Annotated in this window: 15 protein-coding genes; 4 read left to right on the top strand and 11 right to left on the bottom strand. The window is 70.4% G+C overall.

What is annotated here, in order from left to right:
- The first annotated feature begins 176 nt into the window (after positions 1-176).
- The 4 genes from ACFQUV_RS09565 (at position 177) to ACFQUV_RS09550 (ending at position 9,707) form a co-directional block, all read left to right on the top strand.
- Positions 177-5,156 (top strand): 2-oxoacid:acceptor oxidoreductase family protein, encoded by a 4,980-nt coding sequence (locus ACFQUV_RS09565; protein WP_129610880.1) that lies wholly within the window; start codon positions 177-179, stop codon positions 5,154-5,156.
- Positions 5,153-7,981, top strand: a complete 2,829-nt coding sequence (locus ACFQUV_RS09560; protein WP_129610879.1) for a sulfide/dihydroorotate dehydrogenase-like FAD/NAD-binding protein — start codon at positions 5,153-5,155, stop codon at positions 7,979-7,981. The genes ACFQUV_RS09565 and ACFQUV_RS09560 overlap by 4 nt, the downstream gene beginning before the upstream one ends.
- Before the next feature lie 181 nt (positions 7,982-8,162).
- The gene (locus ACFQUV_RS09555) at positions 8,163-8,615 is read left to right on the top strand and encodes a heme-binding protein (RefSeq protein ID WP_111384861.1); all 453 of its coding nucleotides are present in this window, start codon (positions 8,163-8,165) and stop codon (positions 8,613-8,615) included.
- Positions 8,616-8,699: 84 nt separating this feature from the next.
- Positions 8,700-9,707 (top strand): Gfo/Idh/MocA family protein, encoded by a 1,008-nt coding sequence (locus tag ACFQUV_RS09550; protein ID WP_155479818.1) that lies wholly within the window; start codon positions 8,700-8,702, stop codon positions 9,705-9,707.
- Between the two features lie 87 nt (positions 9,708-9,794).
- On the opposite strand, the gene ACFQUV_RS09545 is transcribed toward ACFQUV_RS09550, so the two are convergent.
- From ACFQUV_RS09545 to ACFQUV_RS09495, 11 genes are all read right to left on the bottom strand, one after another.
- Positions 9,795-10,922, bottom strand: a complete 1,128-nt coding sequence (locus ACFQUV_RS09545) for a zinc-binding dehydrogenase (RefSeq protein ID WP_129610877.1) — start codon at positions 10,920-10,922, stop codon at positions 9,795-9,797.
- 57 nt (positions 10,923-10,979) lie between these two features.
- A complete protein-coding gene (locus ACFQUV_RS09540) occupies positions 10,980-11,819 on the bottom strand; it encodes a sulfurtransferase (RefSeq protein WP_129610876.1) in 840 nt (279 codons plus the stop codon).
- 141 nt (positions 11,820-11,960) lie between these two features.
- Positions 11,961-13,466 carry a tripartite tricarboxylate transporter permease gene (locus tag ACFQUV_RS09535; protein ID WP_129610875.1) on the bottom strand — a complete coding sequence of 502 codons (1,506 nt, stop codon included), beginning with the start codon at positions 13,464-13,466 and terminating at the stop codon, positions 11,961-11,963.
- Positions 13,467-13,475: 9 nt separating this feature from the next.
- The gene (locus ACFQUV_RS09530) at positions 13,476-13,967 is read right to left on the bottom strand and encodes a tripartite tricarboxylate transporter TctB family protein (protein WP_129610874.1); all 492 of its coding nucleotides are present in this window, start codon (positions 13,965-13,967) and stop codon (positions 13,476-13,478) included.
- An 11-nt stretch (positions 13,968-13,978) separates the two neighbouring features.
- On the bottom strand, positions 13,979-14,962 hold the full coding sequence (locus ACFQUV_RS09525; RefSeq protein ID WP_165364126.1) for a tripartite tricarboxylate transporter substrate binding protein: 984 nt from the start codon (positions 14,960-14,962) through the stop codon (positions 13,979-13,981).
- Between the two features lie 432 nt (positions 14,963-15,394).
- Entirely contained in the window at positions 15,395-16,255 is an 861-nt protein-coding gene (locus ACFQUV_RS09520; RefSeq protein WP_129610872.1) for a Ku protein, read from the bottom strand.
- Positions 16,256-16,419: 164 nt separating this feature from the next.
- On the bottom strand, positions 16,420-17,097 hold the full coding sequence (locus ACFQUV_RS09515) for a GNAT family N-acetyltransferase (RefSeq protein WP_129610871.1): 678 nt from the start codon (positions 17,095-17,097) through the stop codon (positions 16,420-16,422).
- A complete protein-coding gene (locus ACFQUV_RS09510; RefSeq protein ID WP_165364125.1) occupies positions 17,084-17,962 on the bottom strand; it encodes a 1-acyl-sn-glycerol-3-phosphate acyltransferase in 879 nt (292 codons plus the stop codon). Before ACFQUV_RS09510 ends, ACFQUV_RS09515 begins: the two co-directional genes overlap by 14 nt.
- A 346-nt stretch (positions 17,963-18,308) precedes the next feature.
- Positions 18,309-21,014, bottom strand: coding sequence for an AAA family ATPase (locus ACFQUV_RS09505; protein ID WP_165364124.1), 2,706 nt, complete (start codon positions 21,012-21,014; stop codon positions 18,309-18,311).
- Between the two features lie 8 nt (positions 21,015-21,022).
- Entirely contained in the window at positions 21,023-22,141 is a 1,119-nt protein-coding gene (locus ACFQUV_RS09500) for a metallophosphoesterase (protein WP_129610869.1), read from the bottom strand.
- Positions 22,142-22,292: 151 nt separating this feature from the next.
- Entirely contained in the window at positions 22,293-24,500 is a 2,208-nt protein-coding gene (locus tag ACFQUV_RS09495) for a S9 family peptidase (protein ID WP_129610868.1), read from the bottom strand.
- Between the last annotated feature and the right edge of the window lie 68 nt (positions 24,501-24,568).

Below are 24,568 nucleotides of genomic sequence, written 5' to 3'. Positions count from 1 at the left end.
AGAGGAAGCCAGTCAAGGTGGCACAGTGTCCGCGTCGCGTGCGCGGCGTGCTGCGAAGAAGGACACAGGGGCGGAGCGCTGATTCCCAAAGAGTTCGAGCGCGCCCGGCCGCCCCGGCCGTCACGCGGGCGCGGGCTTTCGCTCGAATGTGTTCACGGACCAGACGGACGCAACAGATGAACGCGAAGTTTCCCGGCATTTCGACAGTCATCAACGGCAACGGTGCCGTCGCTCAGGTGATGGGCCACGTCTGCGGAGGCGTCATCGGCTACCCGATCACTCCGTCGACCGAAATTTCCGAGATCTACGAGGCGTTCCGCTCGGCCGGCGGCTGCAATGTCTGGGGCAAGCATCCGTTCTTCTTCGAGCCGGAGGGAGAGCATTCGGCTCAGTCGGGCGCGCTCGGCGCGGCCCTCACCGGCGGCAAGTTCGTCTCCAACGCATCGTCCAGCCAGGGCATCCTGTACGGGCTGGAGTCCCATTACGTGACCGTCGGCAAGAAGGTCGGCGGCTTCGTGCTCCAGGTCGCCGCCCGCGTGGTGTCGAAGCACTCGCTCAACGTGATGGCCGGCCACGACGACGTCTATGCTCTGCTGCCGTCCGGCTACACCATCCTGTTCGGCTCCAACCCGCAGGAAGCGGCCGATCTCGCCGCGATCTCCTACAAGGTCAGTGCCACCTCGCTGATTCCGGTCGCCAACGCGATGGACGGGTTCGCCACCTCGCACATGATGAGCGAGGCGCTGATGCCGGAGCCCGAGCTGCTGCGCGAGTTCCTCGGCGATCCGGCGGGGCGCATCAAATGCCCGACGGTGGCGCAGGAGATTCTGTTCGGCGCCAAGGGCCGCGTCCAGCAGATCCGCCAGTGGCTCGCCCGCCACGAGACCGACGTCGCGCCCGCTCAGCTCACCGCCCTGCGTGATTGGCTCGACGCCAACGCCGATGCGGTGGAGACCGACAATGCCGGCGCTCTCGTCGAGACTGCGGCCGCCCATGTGCCCGACGAGCTGCGCGCGCGCTTCCGCCGCCAGTGGCTCAACGCCTTCGAGAAGGGCACCCGTCAGCTCGTGCCGGCGCTCGTCGACGTGCACAATCCCGGCCTCACCGGCGGCGTGCAGAACCAGCCCGACTTCCAGGCCGGCTCGGTCGACCACCGCACCCATTTCGTTCGCGACGTGCCGCGCTTCGTCCGCGAGGCGATGGCCGAGTACTCGGCGCTGACCGGCCGCGAGTACAAGCCGGTGAAGACCTACATGTGCGACGACGCCGAGTATGTGATGGTCGGCCTCGGCTCGGTCACCGACGACGTCGAAGCCGTGGTGGAGCATCTGCGCCGCCAGGGCAAGAAGGTCGGCGTCGTCTCGGTGAAGCTGCTCCAGCCGTTCCCGGAGGCCGAGCTGGTCGAGGCGCTGAAGGGCAAGACCGCCGTGACGGTGCTCGAGCGGTCGGACGTCACCGCGCTGACCAGCCTCGTCACCCAGGCGCTGTTCAAGGCCGTCGAGAACGCGGCCGGTCCGCGGCATCCCGGCATCGCCGCCATCGACCGCCTGCCCAAGATGACCACCGCGATCTTCGGGCTCGGTGCCCACGATCTCCAGCCGCGCCATCTGATCGCCGCGTTCAAGAACATGGAGACCGCCAACGCGCCGTTCGTCTATCTCGGCTCGCAGTTCTTCGCTAAGGACCCGTCGCCGCGGCTCGCCGCGCTTCAGGAGCGGCTGCGCGCCGCCTATCCCGAGACCGAGCTGATGGCGCTCGAGACGGAGCCGAACCCGACCCTGCTGCCGCCCTCGGCCTTCCGGGTGCGCTTCCACTCGGTCGGCGGCTACGGCACCATCGCGACCGGCAAGCTGCTCACCGACATTCTCGCCGGGGTGCTCGACATGCACTCCAAGGCGTCGCCCAAGTACGGCTCCGAGAAGAGCGGGGCGCCGACCAACTACTACATCACGCTCAGCCCCGAGCTGGTGAAGATCACCAATGCCGAGCTGGAGGACGTCGAGATCGTCGTCTCGCCGGACCACAAGGTGTTCAGCCACACCAATCCGCTGCGTGGCCTGGTCGAGGGCGGCACCTTCGTGCTGCAATCGAACCTGTCGCCGCTGGAGGTGTGGAAGGAGCTGCCGAAACGCGCCCGCAAGACCATCCGCGACAAGAAGATCAAGGTGTTCGTGGTCGACGGCTTCGCGGTGGCCAAGCGCCACGCGCCGACGCCCGAGCTGGAGACCCGGATGATGGGCATCGCCTTCATCGGAGCCGTCTGCGGCCATGTCGACCGCATCGTCGCCGATGCCTCGCGCGACGCCATGGTCACCAAGATCCGGCAGCAGATCGCCAAGAAGTTCGGTGCCAAGGGCGCCGCCGTCGTCGAAGGCAACATGGCGGTGATCCGCGAGGGCCTGGAGGCCACCCAGGCGCTCGACTACACCCAGCCCGAATTCGTCGAGGCGGAGACCGAGGCGGGCGTCAAGGCGCTGCGCAGCGTCGCCATCTCGGCCGAGATGTGCCGTGTCGCCGGCAATGCTCCGAGCGAAGGCGTCTTCGATCGCGAGTACTACGAGGAGATGATGGCGGCGCCGTTCCGCGACGGCACCATCGCCGAGGCGCCGGTGCTGCCCGGCACCGGGCTGTTCATGCCGGCCGGCAGTGCGGCCTGGAAGGACAAGGGCCTGTTCCGTCGCGACGTGCCGGAGTTCGTTCCGGATCTGTGCACCGGCTGCATGGAATGCACCCTGGTCTGCCCGGATGCGGCGATCCCCAACACGGTGCACGACATTCACGATCTGCTGCTCACCGGCATCAAGCATCTCGATCTGATCGAGGCGCAGCGCGAGGCGGTGCGCGGCCAGGTCTACGCGCTCTCGGAGGCGGTGCGCGAGGCGTATCGGTCCGGCAAGGAGACGAAGCCGCTCGCCGACGTCGTCGTCGCCGCGGTGGCCGGGCTCGGCCTCGACAATCCGACGCTCGAACGCAATCTCGGCAAGCTCGCCGAGGTGCTGGCGAGCTTCCCGGTCGCCCGCACGCGGCCGTTCTTCGACGCCATGGAGAAGGAGCGGCCCGGCACCGGCGGCCTCTACTCGGTCGCCATCGACCCGTGGAAATGCTCCGGCTGCCTCGAATGCATCGACGTGTGCGGCCCGGGCGCCCTCAAGGCGCGCGAGCAGGATGCGGCGCTGCTCGAGACCCTTCAGGCGCGCTTCGAGTTTCTCAGCAAGACGGCGAACACGCCGGCCCGCTTCACCGAAGCGGCCTTGACGGCGGACGGCGACACCAAGCGGCTGATGCTCGACCGCAACAACTACTACGCCACCACGGGCGGCCACGGCGCCTGCCGCGGCTGCGGCGAGGTGACGGCGATCCGCCTGGTGACCTCGACCAACAACGCCATCCAGGCCAAGCGGCGCAAGGAGCACCTGCGCGAGCTGGAGACGCTGATCGCCGATCTCCAGGCGAAGCTGCCTGCGGTGCAGGACGACGCCGCGCGGCGCGAGCGCATCGCCGGCGTGCTGACTGTCCTCGAAAAGCGTCTCTATCTGCTGGAGAGTGGCCCCACCGGCAACGGCCCGGCCTCGGCGGTGATCGCCAACGCCACCGGCTGCTCGAGCGTCTACGCCTCGACCTTCCCGTTCAATCCCTACAACGATCCGTGGGTCAACAGCCTGTTCCAGGACACCCCGGCGGTCGCCAAGGGCATGTTCGAGGGGCTGACGGCGTCGGCGGTCGACGACGTCAAGGCGTTGCGCATCGCCCGGCTGGAGCTGGACGACGCCTACGATCCGGCCGTGCACGACAAGCTGTTCCGCACCTTCGCGTGGCCGCAGTTCACGCCCGAGGAGCTGTCGCTGCTGCCGACCGTGATCAGCATGGGCGGTGACGGCGCCACCTACGACATCGGCTTCGGCGCGCTGTCGCGGCTCTTGGCCACCAACACGCCCGTGAAGGTGGTGGTGCTGAACACCGGCGTCTACTCCAACACCGGCGGCCAGGCGTCGACCGCGAGCCTCACCGGACAGGACTCCGATCTCGCCCGCTTCGGCTCAGCCCATCAGGGCAAGCAGGAGGACCGCAAGGAGCTCGGCCTGATCGCCGCGTTCCACCCCAACGTCTTCGTGGTGCAGACCTCGACGGCGCTCCAGCAGCACTTCCTCCAGAACGTCACCCGCTACCTGAACCACACGGCGTCGCCGGCGGTGCTCGACGTCTACACGCCGTGCCAGGCCGAGCACGGCATCGCCGACGCGGCCGCCAGCCGGCGGGCGCGTCTGGCGGTCGAGAGCCGCATGAACCCGGTGTTCGTCCACGATCCGGGCGCCAACCCGACCCGCAAGGGGTGGTTCTCGCTCGACGGCAACCCGGACCTCGACAAGGACTGGACCACGACCACCATCGAGTATGTCGAGGACGGCGCCACCAAGCTGATGGACGTGCCGCTGACGCCGGCCTACTTCGCCCAGGAGGAGACCCGCTTCAAGAAGCACTTCCGCAAGCTCGCCGCCGACGTCGAGGCGATCCCGGTGGACGAATACGTGGCGCTCACCGCCGAGCAGCGTACCGGCAAGCGGACCTTCGTGTGGGCGACCGACCACGACAAGCGGCTTGTGCGGCTCGAAGTGTCCGACACCATCGTGCATCTGGTCGAGGAGCGGCGCCGCTACTGGCGGACGCTGCAATACCTCGCGGGGCGGCAGATCGAGAAGCTCGATGCCGATCACAAGGTCGAGCTCGATGCGCTGAAGCAGCGTTACGACGAGGCGGTGAAGACGCAGGAATCGACGCTCGACACCATCGCGCGCGCGATGAGCGAGCTCGCCGCCGCGTCGAGCGCCCCGGCGCAGGCGGCCGGTCTCGCCGACGCCCTGGCGCCGTTCGGCGCCGTGCCGGGGGCGGCGGCCGCCCCGGCTGCCGCGGCCGCCAAGGCCAACGGCGCCGCGGTGCCCTACATCCACGACGAGGACGTGGCGTCCTGCACCAACTGCAAGACCTGCTACCAGCAGGTGCCGGAGCTGTTCGAGAAGACCAAGATCGTCGTGGACGGCGCCCCCAAGGAGGTCGCCCACACCATCCCGGGCGTTCTCGACACCCTCCAGGTGACGCCCGAGCTGAAGGCCCGGGTGGCACGCGCGGCCGCCAACTGCGACGCGGAGATCATTCGATGACGACGGTGAATCCCCAGGAGCAGCTCCAGCGCTACGCCCAGACGTCGCGCACGCTGGAGCAGACTCGCAGCCAGCTCGAAGAGCTGGAGCAGTCGGAGGCGGTCGAGCTGTTCCAGAAGCAGCTCGATCTCCTCAAGCGGCGCCTCTTGGGCGATCCCAAGTCGCTGCGCAGCATGTTCGTGGCGGACGGCGTACAGGCGATCGCCTGGGAGTTCCAGCAGGAGGAGCTGGGCGCCGCCTTCACGCGCACGCTGTGGGGCCTGCTGCTGCGCGACGACGAGATGAGCACGGTGCTGCTGCGCTTCATCTGGGCGATGCCGCTGCGGTTCAAGCGCAAGTTCATCAAGGCGATCGACGATCACCTGTCCGACAAGTACCCGATGTTCAAGGGCCTGTCGGACGGTTGGCCGGCCGAGGTGTTCATCCCGCCCTACATCCGCCCGCCGGAGGAGCGCACCCACGACTTCGAGCTCGTGAACACTGGCTATCTCGGCTACATGGCGCTCGGCTACACCCAGCGCGAGGTCGAGATGTTCGTATGGCTGGAGGTGCTGCGCGACAAGCAGTGCCAGGACAAGCCGTGCGAGCTGGGCGTGCTGATTCACGGCAAGAAGGAGCCGAAGGGCGGCTGCCCGGTGAAGATCCACATTCCCGAGATGCTGGACCTGCTCGGCCACGGCAAGTTCCGCCAGGCGCTCGAGCTGATCGAGAGCTGCAACCCGCTGCCGAACGTGACCGGCCGCGTCTGCCCGCAGGAGCTCCAGTGCCAGGGCGTGTGCACCCATACGCGCCGGCCGATCGAGATCGGCCAGCTCGAATGGTACCTGCCCGAGCGCGAGAAGCTGGTCGGCCTCAAGCCGGCCGAGCGCTTTGCCGGTGTCGTCAGCCCGTGGGCGCGCGCCGAGAAGCCGCCGATCGCAGTGGTCGGCTCCGGCCCGTCGGGATTGATCAACGCCTATCTGCTCGCCGCCGAGGGCTTCCCGGTGACGGTGTTCGAGGCGTTCCACGATCTCGGCGGCGTGCTGCGCTACGGCATCCCGGAGTTTCGGCTGCCGAACACGCTGATCGACGACGTGGTCGAGAAGATCACCCTCTTGGGCGGCCGCTTCGTGAGGAACTTCGTGGTCGGCAAGACGGCGACCCTGGAAGACCTCAAGGCCAACGGCTTCTGGAAGATCTTCGTCGGCACCGGCGCCGGCCTGCCGACCTTCATGAACGTGCCGGGCGAGCATTTCCTCGGCGTCATGTCGGCCAACGAGTTCCTCACCCGCGTCAACCTGATGCGGGCACTCGACGACAAGTACGAGACGCCGCTGCCGGAGACCAAGGGCAAGGAGGTGTTCGTCATCGGTGGTGGCAATACCGCCATGGATGCCGCCCGCACGGCGCGCCGGCTCGGCGCCAACGTCACGATCGTCTATCGCCGCACCAAGAGCGAGATGCCGGCCCGCGTCGAGGAGCTGCATCACGCCCTCGAGGAGGGCATCAACCTCAAGGTGCTGCGCGCTCCGATCGAGTTCATCGGCGACGAGAAGACCCACTTCGTCAGCCACGCCGTGCTCGCCGTCAACGCGCTCGGCCCGCCCGACAAGTCGGGCCGTCGCGCCCCGGTGCCGACCGGCGAGACCGAGCGGGTGCCGGTCGACCTCGTCATCATGGCGCTCGGTAACACGGCCAACCCCATCATGAAGGAGGCCGAGCCCGGCCTGAAGACCTCCAAGTGGGGCACCATCGAGGTCGGTGACGGATCGCAGAAGACATCCATCGCGGACGTCTATTCGGGCGGCGACGCGGCCCGCGGCGGCTCCACCGCCATCCGGGCGGCCGGCGACGGCCAGGCGGCGGCGCGCGAGATCGTCGGCGACATCCCGTTCACCGCCGAGGAGATCAAGGAGCGGGTCGCCAAGGCGGCGCGCTACACCGAGCTCGGCCAGGTGGCGCAGACCATCGTCGAGAAGATCCCGCTCGCCGGCGGCATCGTCGAGTTCAAGGTGCGGGCCCCGATGGTGGCGCGCTCCGCCAAGGCCGGGCAGTTCGTCCGCGTGCTGGGCTGGGACGACGGCGAGCTGATCCCGCTGACGCTGGCCGACTGGGACGCCGAGGAGGGCACCATCGACCTGGTCATCCAGGGCATGGGCACCTCGACTCTGCTGATGAACCGGATGGCGATCGGCGACGCCTTCGCCGGCATCGCCGGGCCGCTCGGCCGCGCCAGCGAGCTGCATCACTACGGCCCCGATCAGACCGTGGTGTTCACCGCCGGCGGCGTCGGCCTGCCGCCCGTCTATCCGATCGCCCGCGCGCATCTCGAGATGGGCAACCACGTCACCCTGATCGCCGGCTTCCGCTCCAAGGAGTTCCTGTTCTGGACCGGCGAGGACGAGCGTGTCGGCAAGCTCCAGGCGAAGTATGGCGACCAGCTCGACGTGATCTATGCCACCAACGACGGCACCTTCGGGATCAAGGGCTTCGTCACGACGCCCCTCGAAGAGATGCTGAAGAACGACAAGACCTCGAAGGGCCGCAAGATCGCCGAGGTGATCACCATCGGCCCGCCGATCATGATGCGGGTGGTGTCCGATCTCACCAAGCCCTACGGCGTCAAGACGGTGGCGAGCCTCAACTCGATCATGGTCGATGCCACCGGCATGTGCGGCGCCTGCATGGTGCCGATCACGGTGGATGGCAAGATGGTGCGCAAGCACGCCTGCATCGACGGCCCGGAGCTCGACGCACACCTCATCGACTGGGACAAGTTCCTGCCCCGGTTCAACACATTCAAGGCGCAGGAGCAGCGCAGCAAGGCGGCGCACGGCCTCGCCTGACAGGGTGAGGGGACGCCGCGTTCCCTCGTTCGGAACAGCAGCCAGGAGCAGGGCGCGAGCCCTGCTCCTTTTGCATTCGCAGATGCGAGAGCCATGCGCTGGGACCGGAGGCGGCCTTGCGCCGCGGGAGGGTGCGGCCGACAATGCGGCTCCCGCAACACAGGTCCACCGACATCCCCACATGTACACCGCCACGAGCAAGCGACTGACCAACGAGGGCGCACGCAAGATCCTCGAATCTGCTTTCGCCCAGGCCCGCGAGGCCGGCATCCAGGTCGCCGTCGCGATCGTCGACGGCGGCGGCAATATGCTGCTGCTCGAACGCATGGACACCGCACGGTTCCATCTCGTCCATTCGTCCACCACCAAGGCGGTCTGTGCCGCCTCCAACAAGCGCCCGACGACCTCCAAGGGCGCCGTGGCGCAGCCGCTCGATGTGGCCCACGCGATCGGTCTGGCGCTCGCCGCCGGTCCCCACCGCTGGACCGCCATGGAAGGCGGCTGCCCGATCATCTTCGACGGCGAATGCGTCGGCGGCGTCGGCGTCAGCGGCGGCAGCTGGGAGATCGATGCGCGCATCGCCGAAGAGGCGGTGAAGTCGATCGGCGCGGCCATCAGCATCGACGGCAAGTGAGGCATGCCGGACCGGCGGCTCCGTGCGACGGCACGGCCGCCGGTGCGCGCGCGATCTCTCGACACAGAAGAGGCGGAAGAACCAATGAGCAACAAACCCGTCCGGGTCGGCTGCATCGGCATGGGCTGGTGGTCCGACGTTCTCGCCGATGCGATCAAGCGGTCGGACAAGATCGAGATCGTCAGCTGCTTCTCGCGGACCGAGGACAAGCGAAAGGCGTTCGCCGCGAAGTACGGCTGCAAGCCGGTGGCGACCTACGAGGAGATGCTGGCCGATCCGTCGATCGAGGGGATCGTCAATACCACGCCCAACAACGTGCACCTGGAGACCACCGCGCAAGCGGCCGCCGCCGGCAAGCACGTTTTTCTCGACAAGCCGATCGCCAACAATGTCTCGACCGGGCGCGCCATCGCAGAGGTGTGCCGCAAGGGCGGCGTGATCCTTCAGCTCGGCTACCAGCGGCGGCGCGAGAACCAGTTCCGCTGGATCAAGCAGCAGGTCGATGCCGGCGTGTTCGGCAAGCTGGTCAATGCCGAGTCGAATATCAGCCGTGATCGGCTCGGCAAGTTCGATGCCCATCACTGGCGCCACACCGCCGAGGGCATGCCGGGCGGCGTGATGTTGCAGATCGGCATCCACTACATCGATGTGCTCAGCTACATCATGGGGCCGGTCGTGGCGGTCACAGGACGCGCGACCCAGCTCGTCCTGCCGGGCGACAACCCCGACGTCGCCAGCATGATCCTGGAGCACGAGAACGGCGCGCTCTCCACCGTCAATGCCTCCTATGCGTCGGCCGGCGAATACTATCTGATGAACATCTACGGCAAGGAGGCGACCGCCTACTACGACCTGCACGGTGGCCTGCGGTTGCAGAAGCGCCACTCCGACAAGGTCGAGGCGGTCCCCTTCGAGAAGAACGACGCGATCCGGGACGAGCTGGAGGAGTTCGCCGCGGTGGTGCGGGGCGGCGGCAAGCCGGAGACCGACGGCGAGCACGGCTACACCTCGCTCGCGGTGGTGCGGGCCGGCACGGTTTCGGCGCGCGAAGGCCGCCGCGTGACGGTCGCCGAGATGCTGGAGAAGGACTGAACAAACGGCCGCAAGCCGCGGCCTTACCTCTCCCCGCAAGGCGGGGAGAGGGAGTGCGAGCGCCGAGCATGACGAAAGCCGGAGTGGTCAGCTCCGCATCTTCACCACCACCTTGATGGCGTCCTCGACGCGGTCGCGCGAGTAGCGGAACGCGGTCGGCACCTCGTCGAGCGGGAAGGTGTGGGTGTGGATGAGCTTCGGATCGAAGCGCTTCTGCGCCACCAGGGCGGCGACCCGGTGGGTGGCGCTGCGGCCCTCGCCGCGGATGCCGAACACCGAGATGTGCTGCCGGATCAGCTTGGCGAGATCGACCGACGCCTTCTCCTCCGGGAAGCCGACCAGGCACACCTTGCCGCCACGCTTGAGCATGTCGGTGGCGACGTTGAGGCTGTTCGGATCGCCCGATGCCTCGATCACGTAATTGACGCCCTTGCCGCCGGTGATGCGCCTCACCGCTTCGAGCGGGTCTTCGTTGCGGATGTTGACGACGTGATCGGCGCCCAGCTTGCGGCCGAGGGCGAGGCGCGCATCGCGGGTGCCGGTGAGGATGACCGGATCGGCGCCGAGCGCCTTCGCGACCGCCGTGACCATCAGGCCGATGGCGCCGGGGCCGAGCACCACCACGCTCTCGCCGGCGATCAGGCCGCCGAGGGTGTCGAGGGCGTACATCGCCGTGCCGGCGGTGACGATCAGGGTGGCTTCCTCGTCGCCCACGCCTTCGGGAACGTGCACGAGGGTGCTGACGTGATTGACGGCGTATTCGCAGAAGCCGCCGTCGGTGGTGAAGCCGTTGGCGCGGTGGCCCTTGTCGTGGCCCGGATAGTTCATGCCGTAGTTCAGGCAGGCCGTGTACATGCCGGCGCGGCAGCGTTCGCAACGGCCGCAGCCGTAATGCACCTCGACCACCACGCGGTCGCCGATCGCGAACTCGTCGACGCCGGCGCCGAGCTTCACCACCGTGCCCATGTACTCGTGGCCGGGCGTGAAGTTCTTGTTGAAGGGCTTGCCACCCTCGATCAGCGCCGGCGGCCCCTTGGTGATGATGCTGATGTCGCCGGCGCAGAACGCGATGGCGTCGATGCGGATCAGCACCTCGGAGTGGCCGGGCTGCGGCACCGGCTTCTGGGTCAGTCGGAGCTGGCCGGGATCGTCCAGCACCCACGCCTTCATGGTCTCGGGGATGTCGAACCGGACGGTGTCGTTCGAGCTGGTCATGGTCCTTATGATCTCTCCGTGTCGCGCAGCTCGCCGAGGCATCGGCGGGGTGCGTCGTCACTTCTCGATGGGGAAGCCGACGATGCTGCCCCACTCGGTCCACGAGCCGTCGTAGATCTTGACGTTCCCGTACCCGGCGAGGCCGGCGAGCGCGACCCAGACGAGCGTCGCGCGATGGCTGAGCCGGCAGTAGCAGACGACGTCGTCGTGCCGTTCCGGCGCGAGACCGTAGGCCGCGAGCGCGGCGCGGATCGCCTCCGGCGACTTGAAGGAATCGTCGTCGTTGAGCACCTCGCGGAAGTAGAAGTGGCGCGCCCCCGGGATGCGGCCGGTGCGCTCGGCCCCGTGGTCGAACGCCATGGTGTACTCGGCGACGCGCTTGCCGGCGTACTCTTCGGGCGAGCGGACGTCGAGCAGCAGCCGATGGCCGTGATGGAGATGCGCCTTCACCTCGTCGCGGCCGACCCGCATGGAGGCGTCGGGCATCGGCACCGGATAATCCACCGGCGCGAAGGCCGGCATCGTGCGGGAGAGCGGGCGCTTCTCGGCCCACCACTTCTTGCGGCCGCCATCGAGCACCTTGAGGTTGCGGTGGCCCGCCATGGCGAAGGCCCAGTACGCATAGGTGCCGTACTGCACGGGCTCGCCGTAGAGCACCACCGTGGTATCGGGTCCGATGCCGAGCCGGCCGAACAGCTTCGCCAGCGCGGCCGGGCTCACGAACTCGCGGTCGGTCTCGTGCCAGCAGGCAGACTTCCAGTACAGCCACGCGGCGCCGGGCACATGGCCCTCGCAATACGCGGTCGGCTCGGTGACGTTGGAAATCTCCAGCACGCGGACAGCGGGATCGCCGAGATGCTGCTCGAGCCAGGCTGGAGAGACGACGGGTGAGTCCATGGAACGATCCTTGAAACGCGGGGGCCGCGACGGCGGCCTCGGAAGGGCGAACCGGGCGGCCCGGCTGGTCCGGACGCGCCGTCATGGGCCACCGCAGAGGCGCTGCCGGCTGAGCGGCGCCGGCTGCGATGGGCGGCGGGATCAGGTGGTCGCCTTGCTGGCCTTCCCGTTTCGCTCCCGCACCATGGTGACGACCTGGCTGAGCAGGATGACCAGAGCGAGCCCCCAGAACAGCAGCGCCGTATAGGACTCCACGAAGACGGTCGGCGAGCCTTCGGACATGATCAGCGCGGTGCGCGCCTCACGCTCCAGCGTCGGGCCGAGCACCAGACCGAGCAGGATCGGCGTCACCGGGATGCCGCCCTTGATCAGCCAATAGGCCAGGAAGCCGACGAGGCTCATGACGCCGACGTCGAACAGCGAGTTGCGGATGGCGAACGAGCCGATCACGCACATCACCAGGATGCCGAGCGCCATCAGGTGCGGCGGCACGCGCAGCGCCTTGACGAACAGCCGGACGCCGAACAGCTGGATCAGTGCTGTGATGATGTAGGACAGCACGAACAGGAGATAGATCGACGAAATAACGTCGGGCTTCTCCATGAACAGCAGCGGGCCGGGCTGGATGCCGTGGATCAGCAGGCCGCCGAGAATGATCGCGGTCGCCGGATCCCCCGGGATGCCGAGGCCGATCAGCGGGATCATGGCGCCGCCGGTGACCGCGTGGTTGGACGCCTCGGGCGCGACCACGCCGGAGATCTCGCCCTTGCCGAAGGTCTCCGGATGTCCGGACCACCGCTTGGCCTGATCATAGGCGAGGAAGGCCGCGATCGGCCCGCCGGTGCCCGGGATGGCGCCGACCACCGTGCCGATGGCGGCGGAGCGAAGGAAGTTCCAGCGCTGCGCCAGCAGCATCCGCCACGAAGGCAGCTCGGTGCGGACATGGCCGGGATCGATCTTCATCTCCTTGCCACGCCAGTAGGTGGCGAAGACCGTCACCACGTGCGGCACCGCGAACAGGCCGATCATCGCCACTAGGAGGTCGACGCCCTGGAGCATGGCGGTCGAGCCGAACGTGAAGCGCGGCACGCCGTCGATCGGGTCCTGGCCGATGTTCATCAGCATCAGGCCGATGACGCCGCCGATCAGCCCCTTGACGAGGGAGCCGCCGGCCAGCCCACAGATGGTCGACAGGCCGAACACGACGAGCGCCGTGATCTCCGCCGGGCCGAACGAGATGGCGACGCGAGCGAGCGCGTCGACGCTCACCAGCATCACGATCAGGCTGAGGATGCCGCCGATGCAGCCCGCGATGGTGGCGATGCCGATGGCGAGGCTGGCCTTGCCCTGCTTGCCCATGATCTCGCCGTCCAGCACCGTGGCGGCGGCCGACGGCGTGCCCGGCACGCCGATCAGGATGGCCGAGACGGCACCGCCCGTCATGCCGCCGATATAGGTGCCGAGCAGCATGGCGATGGCGGGCGTATGGCCCATGGTGAAGGTGATCGGCAGCACCATGGCGAGCGCCATGGAGTAGGTCAGGCCCGGAATGGCGCCGAAGATCAGCCCCACCAGTGAGCCGAAGAAGGTCGCCAGCACCGACTGCCAGCTCAGGGAGGCTGCGAGAGCCGTGAGGAGGGCGTCCATGGCGGAATCTCAGAACAGGTTGAACAGGACGCCGCGCGGCAGATAGACCGCCAGCAGCTTGCCGAGGATGAGCCACACCGCGAGTGCGAAGCCGACCGGATAGCCGATCAGCAGCGCCGGCGAACGCTTGCCGAGCATCAAGAACAGATAGGCGGCGAGCGCCACCACGGTGGCGAGGATGAAGCCGACCGCCCAGAGCAGCGCGATATAGCCGACCAGGAACCCGAATGTGGCGGCGATGCCTCGCCATTCGAGCGCGTCGAGGCCCGGCCCGGCGCGCTTCTGGTCGGCGCCGGCGGTGTTTCCGAACAACGCGCCGGCGATCACGATGGCGGATAGGACGGCGAGGCCGATCCCGGACGCCAGCGGGAAGGTGCGGGCGCTGCTCGGCATGCCCTCGGCGTCCGGAATGGTGGTCAGGATGAGACCGATCCACACCAGCGCGACGACGAGGAGAAGAGACCCGGTGAGCAGGTCACGGGTGCGTACGGTCCCGGTCATGTGCGGTCTCGCTATTTCTTCTTGTTGATGCCGAGCTCGGTCATCAGCTCGCCGATCTCCTTGTCGTTGTCGGCGACGAGCTTGCCGAAATCCTTGGCGGACTTGAACAGCGGGGTGAAGCCGAGGTTCTCGCCGGCCTTCTTGAACTCGGCCGACTCGACCGCCTGCTTGATCGAGGCTTCGAGCTTGGCGATGGCGGCGGGCGGCGTGTCCTTGGGGGCGTGGATGCCGCGCCAGATGGTCAGATCGAGGCCGGTGGCGCCGGCCGAGTCGCAGGTCACGGTGTCGACCGCCAGCTCGACCTTGTCCTTGCTGGTCATGCACAGCACGCTGATGGTGCCGGCCTTGACGTGCGGCGCGAACTGGCTCGACCACTGCAACGCCGCGTCGACACGGCCGCCCAGCAGCTCGGCGGGGGCGCGTCCTTCGCCGTACGGGATGTACACGACCTGGAGGCCGAGGCGGTTGAACAGCGCGGCCGAGGCGAGATGCGTGAAGGTGCCGAGGCCGGAGACGCCGACGCGCAGCTTCTTGCCGCTCGCCTTGGCGGCGGCCTGCATGCTCTTGAGATCCTTCCAGCCGGCGTCGGCGCGTACCGCGAGAACCGGGACCTCCATGCCGATATGCGCGATGGGCGCGAGCGCCGTGTAGTTGAACGGCAGGTTGCCCTGATAGTAGACGGTCGAGATCGAGTTCGAGCTGAACACGATGCTGTAGCCGTCGGCCGGCGCGCTCTGCACGTAGGTGTAGCCGATGGCGCCGCCGCCGCCGGGCCGGCTGACGGTGATGACGGGCTGCCCGATGTTCTTCGACATCAGATCGGCCAGCACCTGGCTGGTGGTCTGGGCGGGACCGCCGAACAGCGTGGTCATCTCGATGGTCTTGTCGGGGAATTCGGCGCGTGCCGTGCCGAGTGGCACGGCGATCAGAAGAGCGGCGGCCGCCGCGGAACCGAACAGACGCAGAGGCGTCGCTGTGCTCCGAATCGAGCTCATCGGGGTCTCCCTTCCGGCTGGCGCCTGCATGGTCGCCGCGCCGAATGCTGCCCCATCCGCGATCCAGGGAAAAGCAACGGCTCCCGGCGGCCTGCCCCGCGCGGCGCGCATTACAGGCGCAACAGGACGGTCAGTTTCACTGCCGCAGTGCAATAAGCGGCCGTAGCACGGGATCTTGCGGCGCACGCGCAGCGGCGCAGCCCGCGCCGGCTCACAGTCTCATCCGGCATTCTGCGTAAGCGAACGGGACCCACGGGCTCGAGGCGTGTCCGGCGACGGGGCTGGGCGCGGCAGTGTGGGGCCGGCGGCGCGCAGGCCGGTGTGGCGGAGGGAGGGGCGTTACGGCGGCGGGGCGGCCGGCGTCGTGATCACGACCGCCAGGCATCATGGTCAGCGAAACAGCCCCGGGCGGTCTGCCGTCGGCCGCGCCGGTCAGCTCGCCTTTCGCCGGGCCGGGCCGGCGCGGCGCGGCTTCTTGGCCGCGCTGCGGCGCGGCGGGCTCTTGCGGGCCGGCGGGCCGCCCTGGGCCTCGACGCTGCGGCGCAGCGCGTCCATGAGGTTCACCACCTTGGTGGGCGCCTTGGGGCGGGCCGGCAGTGTGGTGTCGCCGGCCTCCTTGCGGGCGATCAGCTCGCGCAGCGCGGTCTCGTAGCGGTCCTCGAAGCTGTCGGGCTCGAAGGCGCCCTTCATGGTGTCGATGATGTGGGTGGCGAGGTCGATCATGTCCTGGGGGATCGGCTCGTCGGGAATATCGTCGAAGTACTCGGCCTCGTCGCGCACCTCGTAGGGGTAGCGCAGCAGGGTCGCCAGCAGGCCCTTGCCGCGCGGCTCCAGCGCCACGATGTGCTCGCGGGTTGCAATCACCACGCGGCCGAGCGCCACCATGCCGCGGGCGCGGATCGCCTCGCGGATCACCGCGAAGGCCTGGCGGCCGGCATCGCCGTCCGGGACCACGTAATACGGACGGACGTTATAGAGGTCGTCGATCTCGTCGCGGGGAACGAAACGGGTGATGTCGAGGGTGCGGGTGCTCTCGATCTCGATCGCGTCCAGGTCCTCCTCGGTGATCTCGACATAGCCCTCGGCGGTCTTGTAGCCGCGGACGATGTCGCCGGGATCGACCGGCTCGCCGGTGTCGGCGTCGACCTTCTGCATGCGGATGCGGTGGCCGGTCGACTTGTCGAGGAGGTTGAGGCGAATCTTCTCGCGGTCCGTGGTCGCCGGGTAGAGCGCGATCGGACAGGAGACGAGCGAAAGGCGCAGATGGCCTTTCCAGTTCGCACGCGGGGCCATGCGGCGTACTCCGGCACAAACGACGACTCAACGCCGCCCCGCCGGCGTCGTTCCGAGTCGATGCCACCGCCATGTTCGACGGGTCGACGTACCGGCCGATTCACGGTTCGTTCGGCCCTGATGGCTCGTGGCAGGCGGCGCGTGGCCGCGGCCGCGGTTCTATGTCAGGCGACCAGGCGCCGGTGCAGCGCGTCGTCCCAATGGCCCGTCAGGTAGCGGAACAGCCAATTGCCGCGCGCCTTCAGACGCTGGTAGGCGGCCTTGAGGTCGAGCACCAGGGTGATGCGGCGGCTGCGGCAGTTCAGCTCGCCGACATCGTGGGTGGCGACCGGGTGGAAGCCCATGACCCTGGTATGAAAACCATAGGGGCTGTGGGGATCGTCCTCGAACACGTCGGTGAGATAATGAGTGTAGCCGCGCGCGACGGTCTCGGCGGCGGCGGCGCGCATCAGCGCGGCGGCGACCACCAGGCGGCGGCGGAAGCGCGGCACCACGGCGAAGCGGCCGATCTCGGCGATGCGGTTGTCGCGGATCATCTCCTCGATGCGCAGCGACGGGTCGAGCGCCGCGAAGCCGTAGCTCGCATAGGCGGCGAGCGGCGGATCGTAGACGACCCGCACCACGCCGGCCGGCCGCACCCGGACGCCGATCGGCCGCGTGCGGACCGCCACCACGAACCACGAGACGTCGTCGCGGCCCAGATCCTCGGGCGGAAACTGCGTCTCGGGATCGTTCACCCACCGCTTCTCGCGCAGGTAGGTTGCGCGCAGCACGGCGAGCACCTGCTGACGTCCGGCCTCGTCGGTCACCCGGTCGGCGGTCACCCGGTCATCCAGTCGCATGGCGAGCCTCCGTGCTGGTGGGGGGAGCGGAACCGGCGGTGGGCGCCGCCGGGGCCGCCGGCGCCGCCGGCGCCGTGTCGGACCACGACTTGCCGGACAGCGCGGCGACCGCGGTCATCACGGTGGCGTGCCAGGCGCGCAGATCGGCGGGCGCCGGGCGCTCGCTGGGGAGCGGTGGCCGCAGCGGTGGGCCGATGCGCAGCTCCATGCGATCGCGATCGCGGATCGGCCGGTCGGGGGAGGCGTCGGGAAAGCGGATGCCGGCCGGCACCACCGGCACGCCCGTGGTCAGCGACAGCAGGGCGGCGCTGCGCCGGCCCGGCCGCAGCCGGTGCGGATCACGATTGACGGTGGCTTCCGGGAAGATGCCGACCGAGCGGCCGCACCGCAGCGCGTCGCGGGCGCGGTCGAGCACCGAGGTGTCGGCGCGGTAGAGCGGCCGCAGCCGGTCGAGCACCCGTGGGCGCGCCGGCTTCGCCGTCACGGCGAGGACCTCGGCCTTGCGGTAGAGGAAGCCGACGCCCGGGATCAGCGCAAAGTTCCAGTCGGCCATGAAGTGGATCAGCGGACCGCCGCGAAGGAGCGTCAGCAGCGCCGGCACCAGCAGCGCCTCGCTGCGGGTCGAGTGATTGAGGATGAGGACGAACGGATCGGCGGCGGGCCTGACGTGCTCCAGGCCGGTGATCGCGCTCACCCGGGTCGAGGCCGCGAGGGCCACGGCCCGCAGCAGCCAGCGATCGGCGAGGCCGAGGCCGGGCAGCGGCCAGCAGAGGATCTCGCCGGCGCCGGCGGGCGCCCAGACGGCGGGGACCCAGTCGGCGGGCCGGGCGGTGGGGTCGGCGGACGGGTCGGCGGTGAGCGGCATCGGCCGTCGCGGTGCCGGCGAAGGCCGCCGCCCGCTGCGACGACACCGCTCCACCGATCATTCGCCGACGGTCGTCGATTCCTGTTGCGTCCCGATGAGGGAGCGGTGACGGCCGCATGACGTGCCGGTTGTGCCCGGGATGGCGTCGTTCGATCGGCTCGAAATCCGACCCTCTCCCGTGGGGAGAGGGTCGGCGAGCACAGCGAGCCGGGGTGAGGGCATAAGCATCGAAGAATGGTGTTCAACGCCCTCACCCGACGCGCTTCGCGCGTCGACCTCTCCCCATCGGGGAGAGGTGGAAGCCGTGCCACTAACCACGCCCCGATCCGATCTCCCGGAGCGCGTATCAGCCGTCCTGCCGTACAATCGACAGGGTGCGGCCGCCGCACGACAGGAAGGCCCGGCTGCGGCAGGTGAGCACGATCACCTGCTGCTTCTCGGCGGCGCGCGTCAGCACGTCGAACATGCGCTCGATGCGATCGTCGTCCGAGAAGACGAGCGAGTCGTCGAGCACCACCGGCACCGGGCGGCCGCGCTCGGCGAGCAGCCGACCGAGACCGAGCCGCACGATGATGGCGATCTGCTCGCGGGTGCCGTCGGACAGCGACAGGAACGGCTCCGCGCTGCCCGCCCGGGTGAGGCCGTCGACCGCGAAGAGGTCGGCCAGCGCCGCGTCGGCGCCCGGGAACAGGGCGTGCAGATAGGGCCGCAGGGCGGCCTTCACGGGGCCCACGAAGCTGTCCTGGGCGGCTCGGCGGCCGGCCTCCAGGGTGTCGCGCAACAGCCGCAGCGCCGCCAGCCGGCGCTCGATGGCGGCGACCTCGGTCTCGGCCAGCGCCAGCGCCTCGACGGCGGCGGCCTCGCGCTCGCCCAAGCCCTCGCCGCCGCGGGTGGCGATGCGGCCCTGGAGGCGGGCGATCTCCTGCTCGGCCGCGTTCAGCCGCGCATCGCGGGTGCGGATCGCCTCGGCGAGCCGGCGGACGCGGGCCGCCACGGCCTCGCGCTCGTCCGGTCCCGGCACCGCGGCACGCCGGTCCGCGGCCTGCCGGGCAGCGGCCTCGAAGGCGGCGCGGGCCTCGGCGGCCTCGGCCGCAAGCGCCACCAGGGCGCCGGCGCGGCGGTCGTCCGGGCTGGCGGCGAGATCGGTGGCGAGCTGGCGCTTCTGCTCGTCGATGCCGGCCACCAGGGTGTCGAGCCGAACCGTCTCGGCGGCCGCCTGCTGACGGGCCGCCGCCACCCCGGCCTGGGCATCGGCATGGGCGCGGCGGAGCGCGTCGCGCTGCTGCTCGGCCGCCTCGCGGGCGCGGGCGAGAGCGGCGCGGTCCGGCAGGTCCTCGCCGGGGGCGGCTCCCAGCGCATCCAGGCCGGCCCGGGCCTCGGCCAGCGCCCGCTCCAGCGCCGCGAGGCCGTCGTCCGACCCGGCGCCCGGCTTGCCGCCGGACGGCGGGCGTGCCGCTGTCGTGGGCGAGGGCGCGAGCGCGGCCAGCTCGGCCATGACGGCGCGCCGCTCGCTGTCGAGATCCACGGCCTGGGTCCGCCGTTCGTGCACCTCGGCCAGCGATGCCACGCCGGCCTCGCGCAGCACCCGGGCCAGGGTGTCGCGGGCGGCCGCGACGGCGCCGGCGTCCTCGCTCGCGGCCGGCACGATCTCGATGGTGGCGAGGTCGGCGACCGCGACGGCGAGCGGGCTCGTCGCCACCAGCTCGCCGCCGTCGGCGATCGGCTCGCCGCCGCAGGTGACCCGGCCGGCCCCCGCCGGGCCGAGCCGCACGCGCACCCGCGGCGCCTTGGCCTCCAGGCGAGCGCGGGCGGCGTCGAGCGCCCCATGGGCGCTCTCGATGCGGCGCACCGCCTCGGCCGGCACCGCGAGCCGGGCGATCGCCTGGCGCAGCCGCGCCTCCTCGTCGCGCAGCCGCCTGGCCCGGTCGAGCCGGGCCGACAGCTCGGCCACCCGCTCGGCGTCGCGCGCCGCGGTTTCCCGGCGGCGCGCCGTGTCGACGGCCCGCTCGGTCTCGGCGAGCCGCGTCGCCACCTCGCCCAGATCCCTCTCGCGCGCCGCCAGTGCGGTCGCCTGGGCGGTCGCGGCGTCGCGCTCCTCGGCGGCCCGCCGCTCCTCGGCGGCGATCCGCTCGCGCGCCCGGGCGATCCGCTGGTCGAGCGCCAGCAGGTCCTCGTGCCGCTTGCGGGCGCGGTCGAGCATCAGCTCGCGCTGCGCCTGCTCGGTCTCGGCCTGCTGGGCCGCCTGGTCGGCCCGCATGGCGGCGGCGACCTCCGCCTCGGCGGCGGCGAGGTCGGTGCGCAGCCGGGCGGCGCCCGCCGGATCGCCGAGGGCGTCGCGCTCCCGCAGCCGGTCCAGGAGGGCGGCACGGTCGGCCTCCAGCGCCTCCAGGGTGCGGCGCAGCTCGGCGAGCTCGGCCTGAGCGGCGGCGCGGCGGTCGAGCGCCGCCTTCCAGGTGCCGCCGGCCTTGGGGCCGCGGGCGGTCTCCTCCTCGGCGAGCCGCTCGGTGACGCGCCGCCACACCCGCTCGCCGCGCTCCCCCCCCAGCACCTCGCCGACCTCGGCCTCGATGATGCGCGACAGCAGCGCCCGGGTGTCCTCGGTCGGCTCGATCGGCCGGAACGACTGGCCCTGCGGCACCCACAGGAGGCCAAAGGCCGATTCGTCCGCCGCCGTGGTGCCGGGCGTCAGCTCGAGCGTCGCCCACACCGCCTCGTCGGCGGCACGGCCGTCGGCCACCAGCGTGCCGGCGCGGAAGAACTTGGCGCCGGTGCTGCGCAGGAAGGACTTGCGGATCAGGTAGTCGTCGCTGCCGCGGCGAAACCCGACCTCGACCACCGCGGGCAGCTCGGCCCCAAGGCAGGCGAGGGCGCCGATGTCCTTGTGCTTGCTGCCGTGGCGGGCGAACAGCGCGTGCTGGAGGGCGCGGAACAGCGTCGACTTGCCGGCCTCGTTGGGGGCGCAGAGCAGGTTGAGGCCGGGGCCGAGCCCCTGCACCACATGGCGGGCGCGAAAGCGGCCGACGCCCTCGACGGCGAGATGGGTGATGATCATCGCGGTCCTCACGCCGTCGCGTCGAGATAGAGGGTGAGCAGCGCGTCCTCGGCGACCTGCCGTTCGGCGGCCGACAGCGCCGGATCGGCGGCGCGTTCCTTCAGGCTCTCGGCGACGCGGCGCAGCACGCCGTCGAAGTCGATGGCTTCGAGATCGGCGGGATCGGGCCGCACCGCGAGCGTGAGCGCCGCATCGAGATGGAACACGGCAGCCTGGAGCCGCTCCAGCCATTCGTCGAGCGCGCGGCGCGCCGCGATCGACAGCATGCCGCCGACCGCGAGCTTGAGCACCAGCCGGGAGAGCGGCGCATGGGTCCGGAGAAGGGCGGCCTCGTGGCCAGCCAGCGGCATCGCGTCGGCCAGCTCCACCGCCTCGCTCGCCCACCGGAAGGTGCCAACCGCATGCGGCGTGACCACCGGCTGGGCGCCGGCCCGCGGCAGGTCGACGAGAAGCGCGGTGCCGACCGGCTGGCTGTCGTGGCGGTCGGGCTCCGGCGTGCCGGCGTACCAGGTGCGCGGGCCGATCTCGCGGGTGCGGTGCCAGTCGCCGAGCGCCAGATAGTCGAGGCCGGCCTTCTCGGCGCGGCCGGGATCGATCTGGTTGGTCGCCTCGCCCTCGTCGGCGGCGACGCCGAAGCGGGTGACGGCGCCATGGGCGAGGCCGATCCGCAGGGCGCCGGGCGGGGTCGTCGTGTCGTCCATGCGGGCGGTGAGGTCGCGGGTCTCGGCCCGGCTGGTCAGCGGGGCGGGCAGCAGCACGGCGTCGGGTGCCAGCGCCACCGGCTCGGCGCCGAGATGGACGCGGACATTGGCGGGCAGCCCCAGCCCGGCGAGGCGCTCCCACGGGCCGCCCGGCCGATGAGCGTCGTGATTGCCGGGCAGCAGGTGCCAGGTCACCGTGGAGAAGCCGCGCATGCGCTCGATCGGCGCCCGCAGCGTGACGTTCGCGGGGGTGTCGCTGTCGTAGATGTCGCCGGCGACCAGCACGTGGGCGGCGCCCTCGGCGACGGCGAGCCGGCCGACCGCCTCGACGGCGTCGAGCCGCGCCCGGCGCAGCGCCTCGGCCTTGTCGCCGAAGCGGACGAACGGCTTGCCGATCTGCCAGTCGGCGGTATGGACGAGACGCATGGGGCACCTGTGACGCGACACGAAGCGAAACGCGGCGCGGCCGTGCAGCCCTCGGCGCACCGATTCGCGCGCCTTGAGTCTAGCGGATTCGCGGTTTGTTCGCTGGTGGGGCCACGCCGCATCCACAGCCGGTCGGCGCGGTAGCGGCCTGCTACCGCGGCTCCGCCGCGCCGGCCCGCGTCACCAGCCAGGCAGCGATCTCGGCGCTCTCGCGCACCGTGCCGAGCCGGCCGGAGCGGCCGGCATGGCCGGCGCCCATGTCGGTCTTGAACAGGAGCTCGCGGGTATCGGTGCGCCGCTCGCGCAGCCGCGCCACCCATTTGGCCGGCTCGACATAGCGCACCTGGCTGTCGTGGAAGCCCGAGGTGACGAACATGGCCGGATACGCCTTCGCCTCGATGTTGTCGTAGGGCGAGTAGGAGGCGATGTAGGCGCGCTGCACCGGGTCCTGCGGGTTGCCCCACTCGACCCATTCCAGCGTCGTCAGCGGCACGCTGGGGTCCGACGTGGTGGTGAGCACGTCGACGAACGGCACCTCGGCGACGATGCCGGCGAACAGATCCGGCCGCATGTTGGCGACGGCGCCGACCAGGAGCCCACCGGCCGAGCCGCCGCGCGCGAACATGGCGCGCCGATCGGCGATGCCGCGCGCGATCAGCGTCTCGCCGATCGCGATCAGGTCGGTGAAGCTGTTCTTCTTGGCGAGCCCGCGGCCGTCGCGGTGCCAGCGCTCGCCCTTCTCGTGGCCGCCGCGCACATGCGCGAGCACATGCACGAAGCCGCGGTCGATCAGGCTGAAAGCGGTCTCGTTGAACACCGGGCGCTGGCTGTAGCCGTAGGCGCCGTAGCCGACCACGAGGGTCGGGTTGCCGCCGGGGCGCCGCAGCGCCGGCTTGTAGACGAGCGTGACCGGCACCGTCTCGCCGTCCGGCGCCGTCGCGGCGATGCGCTCCACCCGATAGTCCTGTGGCCGCAGCCACGGCGCCGGCTCGTCCCGCCGCAACGTCAGCGCGCCCGTCGCCATGTCGAAGTCGTAGATGCGCTCGGGCTGGAGCGGGCCGCTGAAGCGGAAGCGCAGGACGCTCGAGTCGGGCTCGCGATTGCCGCCGAAGCCGCCGAAGAAGAAGCCGGTGGTGGCGACCCCGATGCCGGCCGGCAGCGGCACCGTGATCTCGCGACGGTCGGCGAGGCGCAGCACGCGAATGCGGATGCCGCCCTCGTGCTCCTCGTCGACGGCGACGAAGTCGCGGAACGGCTCGACGCGATGGAGCACATGGCCGGGCCGCTCGGTGATCAGCTCGCGCCAGTGGGCGGCGCCGGGCGTCGCCTCCGGTGCCGTCATCACCCGGAAGTCCGGCGCGTCGAGATCGGTGCGGATGAAGAACGTGTCGCCGACGTGATCGATGTCGTAGCGCAGGCTCGGCCGGCGCGGCTCGACCACCCGGAAGGTGCCGTCCGGATCATTGGCCGCCAGATAGCGGATCTCGCTCGCCTCCTCGTGCTCGCTCTCGATCAGGATGTAGCGGCGCGACTTGGTGCGGCGGACCGCGACGCTGAAGGTGGGATCGCGCTCCTCGTAGACCAGCACGTCGTGATCGGAGGGCGCCCCGACGCGGTGGCGCCAGACCTGGAAGCCGCGCAGCGTCACCGGCTCGCGCCGCACGTGGAACAGCGTGGTCGAATCGGCCGCGAACGCGAAGCTCTCGGCGCCGTCGGTGATGCCCTGCTCGGTCACCGCGCCGGTGGCGATGTCGCGGATGAAGAGGCGGTTCTGACGGTCGCCGGAAAAGTCGACCATGAAGGCGACGCGGCGGCCGTCCGGGCTCGGCTGCCAGCGGCCGAGCCGGTACATGGCGTGGCCGGCGGCGAGCGCCGGCACGTCGAGCACGATCTCCTCGGGCGGCTCGGCACCGGCGGCGCCCTCGGGCGTGTCGGGCCGGCGCACGATCACCGGATACTGGGCGCCCTCGGCGAAGCGGCGGGAATACAGGAAGCCGCCGTCCCGATAGGGCACGCTGGTCTCGCGCGGGGCGCGGCGCGCCGTCATCTCGCCGGCGATCTCGTCGATCAGCGGGCGGATCGGGTCGAGCCGGCTTTCCGCATAAGTGTTCTCGGCGGCGAGATGGGCCAGCACCGCCGGATCGTCGCGATTGGCCAGCCAGTGGTAGGGATCGGTGCGCTCGCCGCCGGGCTCGCGGATGATGGTGGGGATCTTCGGCGCCACCGGCGGGCGCAGGACCGGCGTTGCCGCGGCGGTGCCGGGGCCGTCCGCCGCCCGGAGAGGGATCGCGGTCGCAGCGACCAGAGCCGCGCCGAGCAGCGACAGTCCGATCAGAACCAGGCCGAGAGATCGCCGCATCGGTCACCGTCGCCATTGCACCCCGGAGCTCGGGGCACCGGGATCATGGCGGCAGGGCCGCCGCCGGC

Source organism: Rhodoplanes sp. P11 (assembly GCF_964266735.1).
Classification (GTDB): domain Bacteria; phylum Pseudomonadota; class Alphaproteobacteria; order Rhizobiales; family Xanthobacteraceae; genus Rhodoplanes; species Rhodoplanes serenus.
Note: the sequence above shows the minus strand (reverse complement) of the source record. Positions and strands in the feature narration are given on the sequence as shown.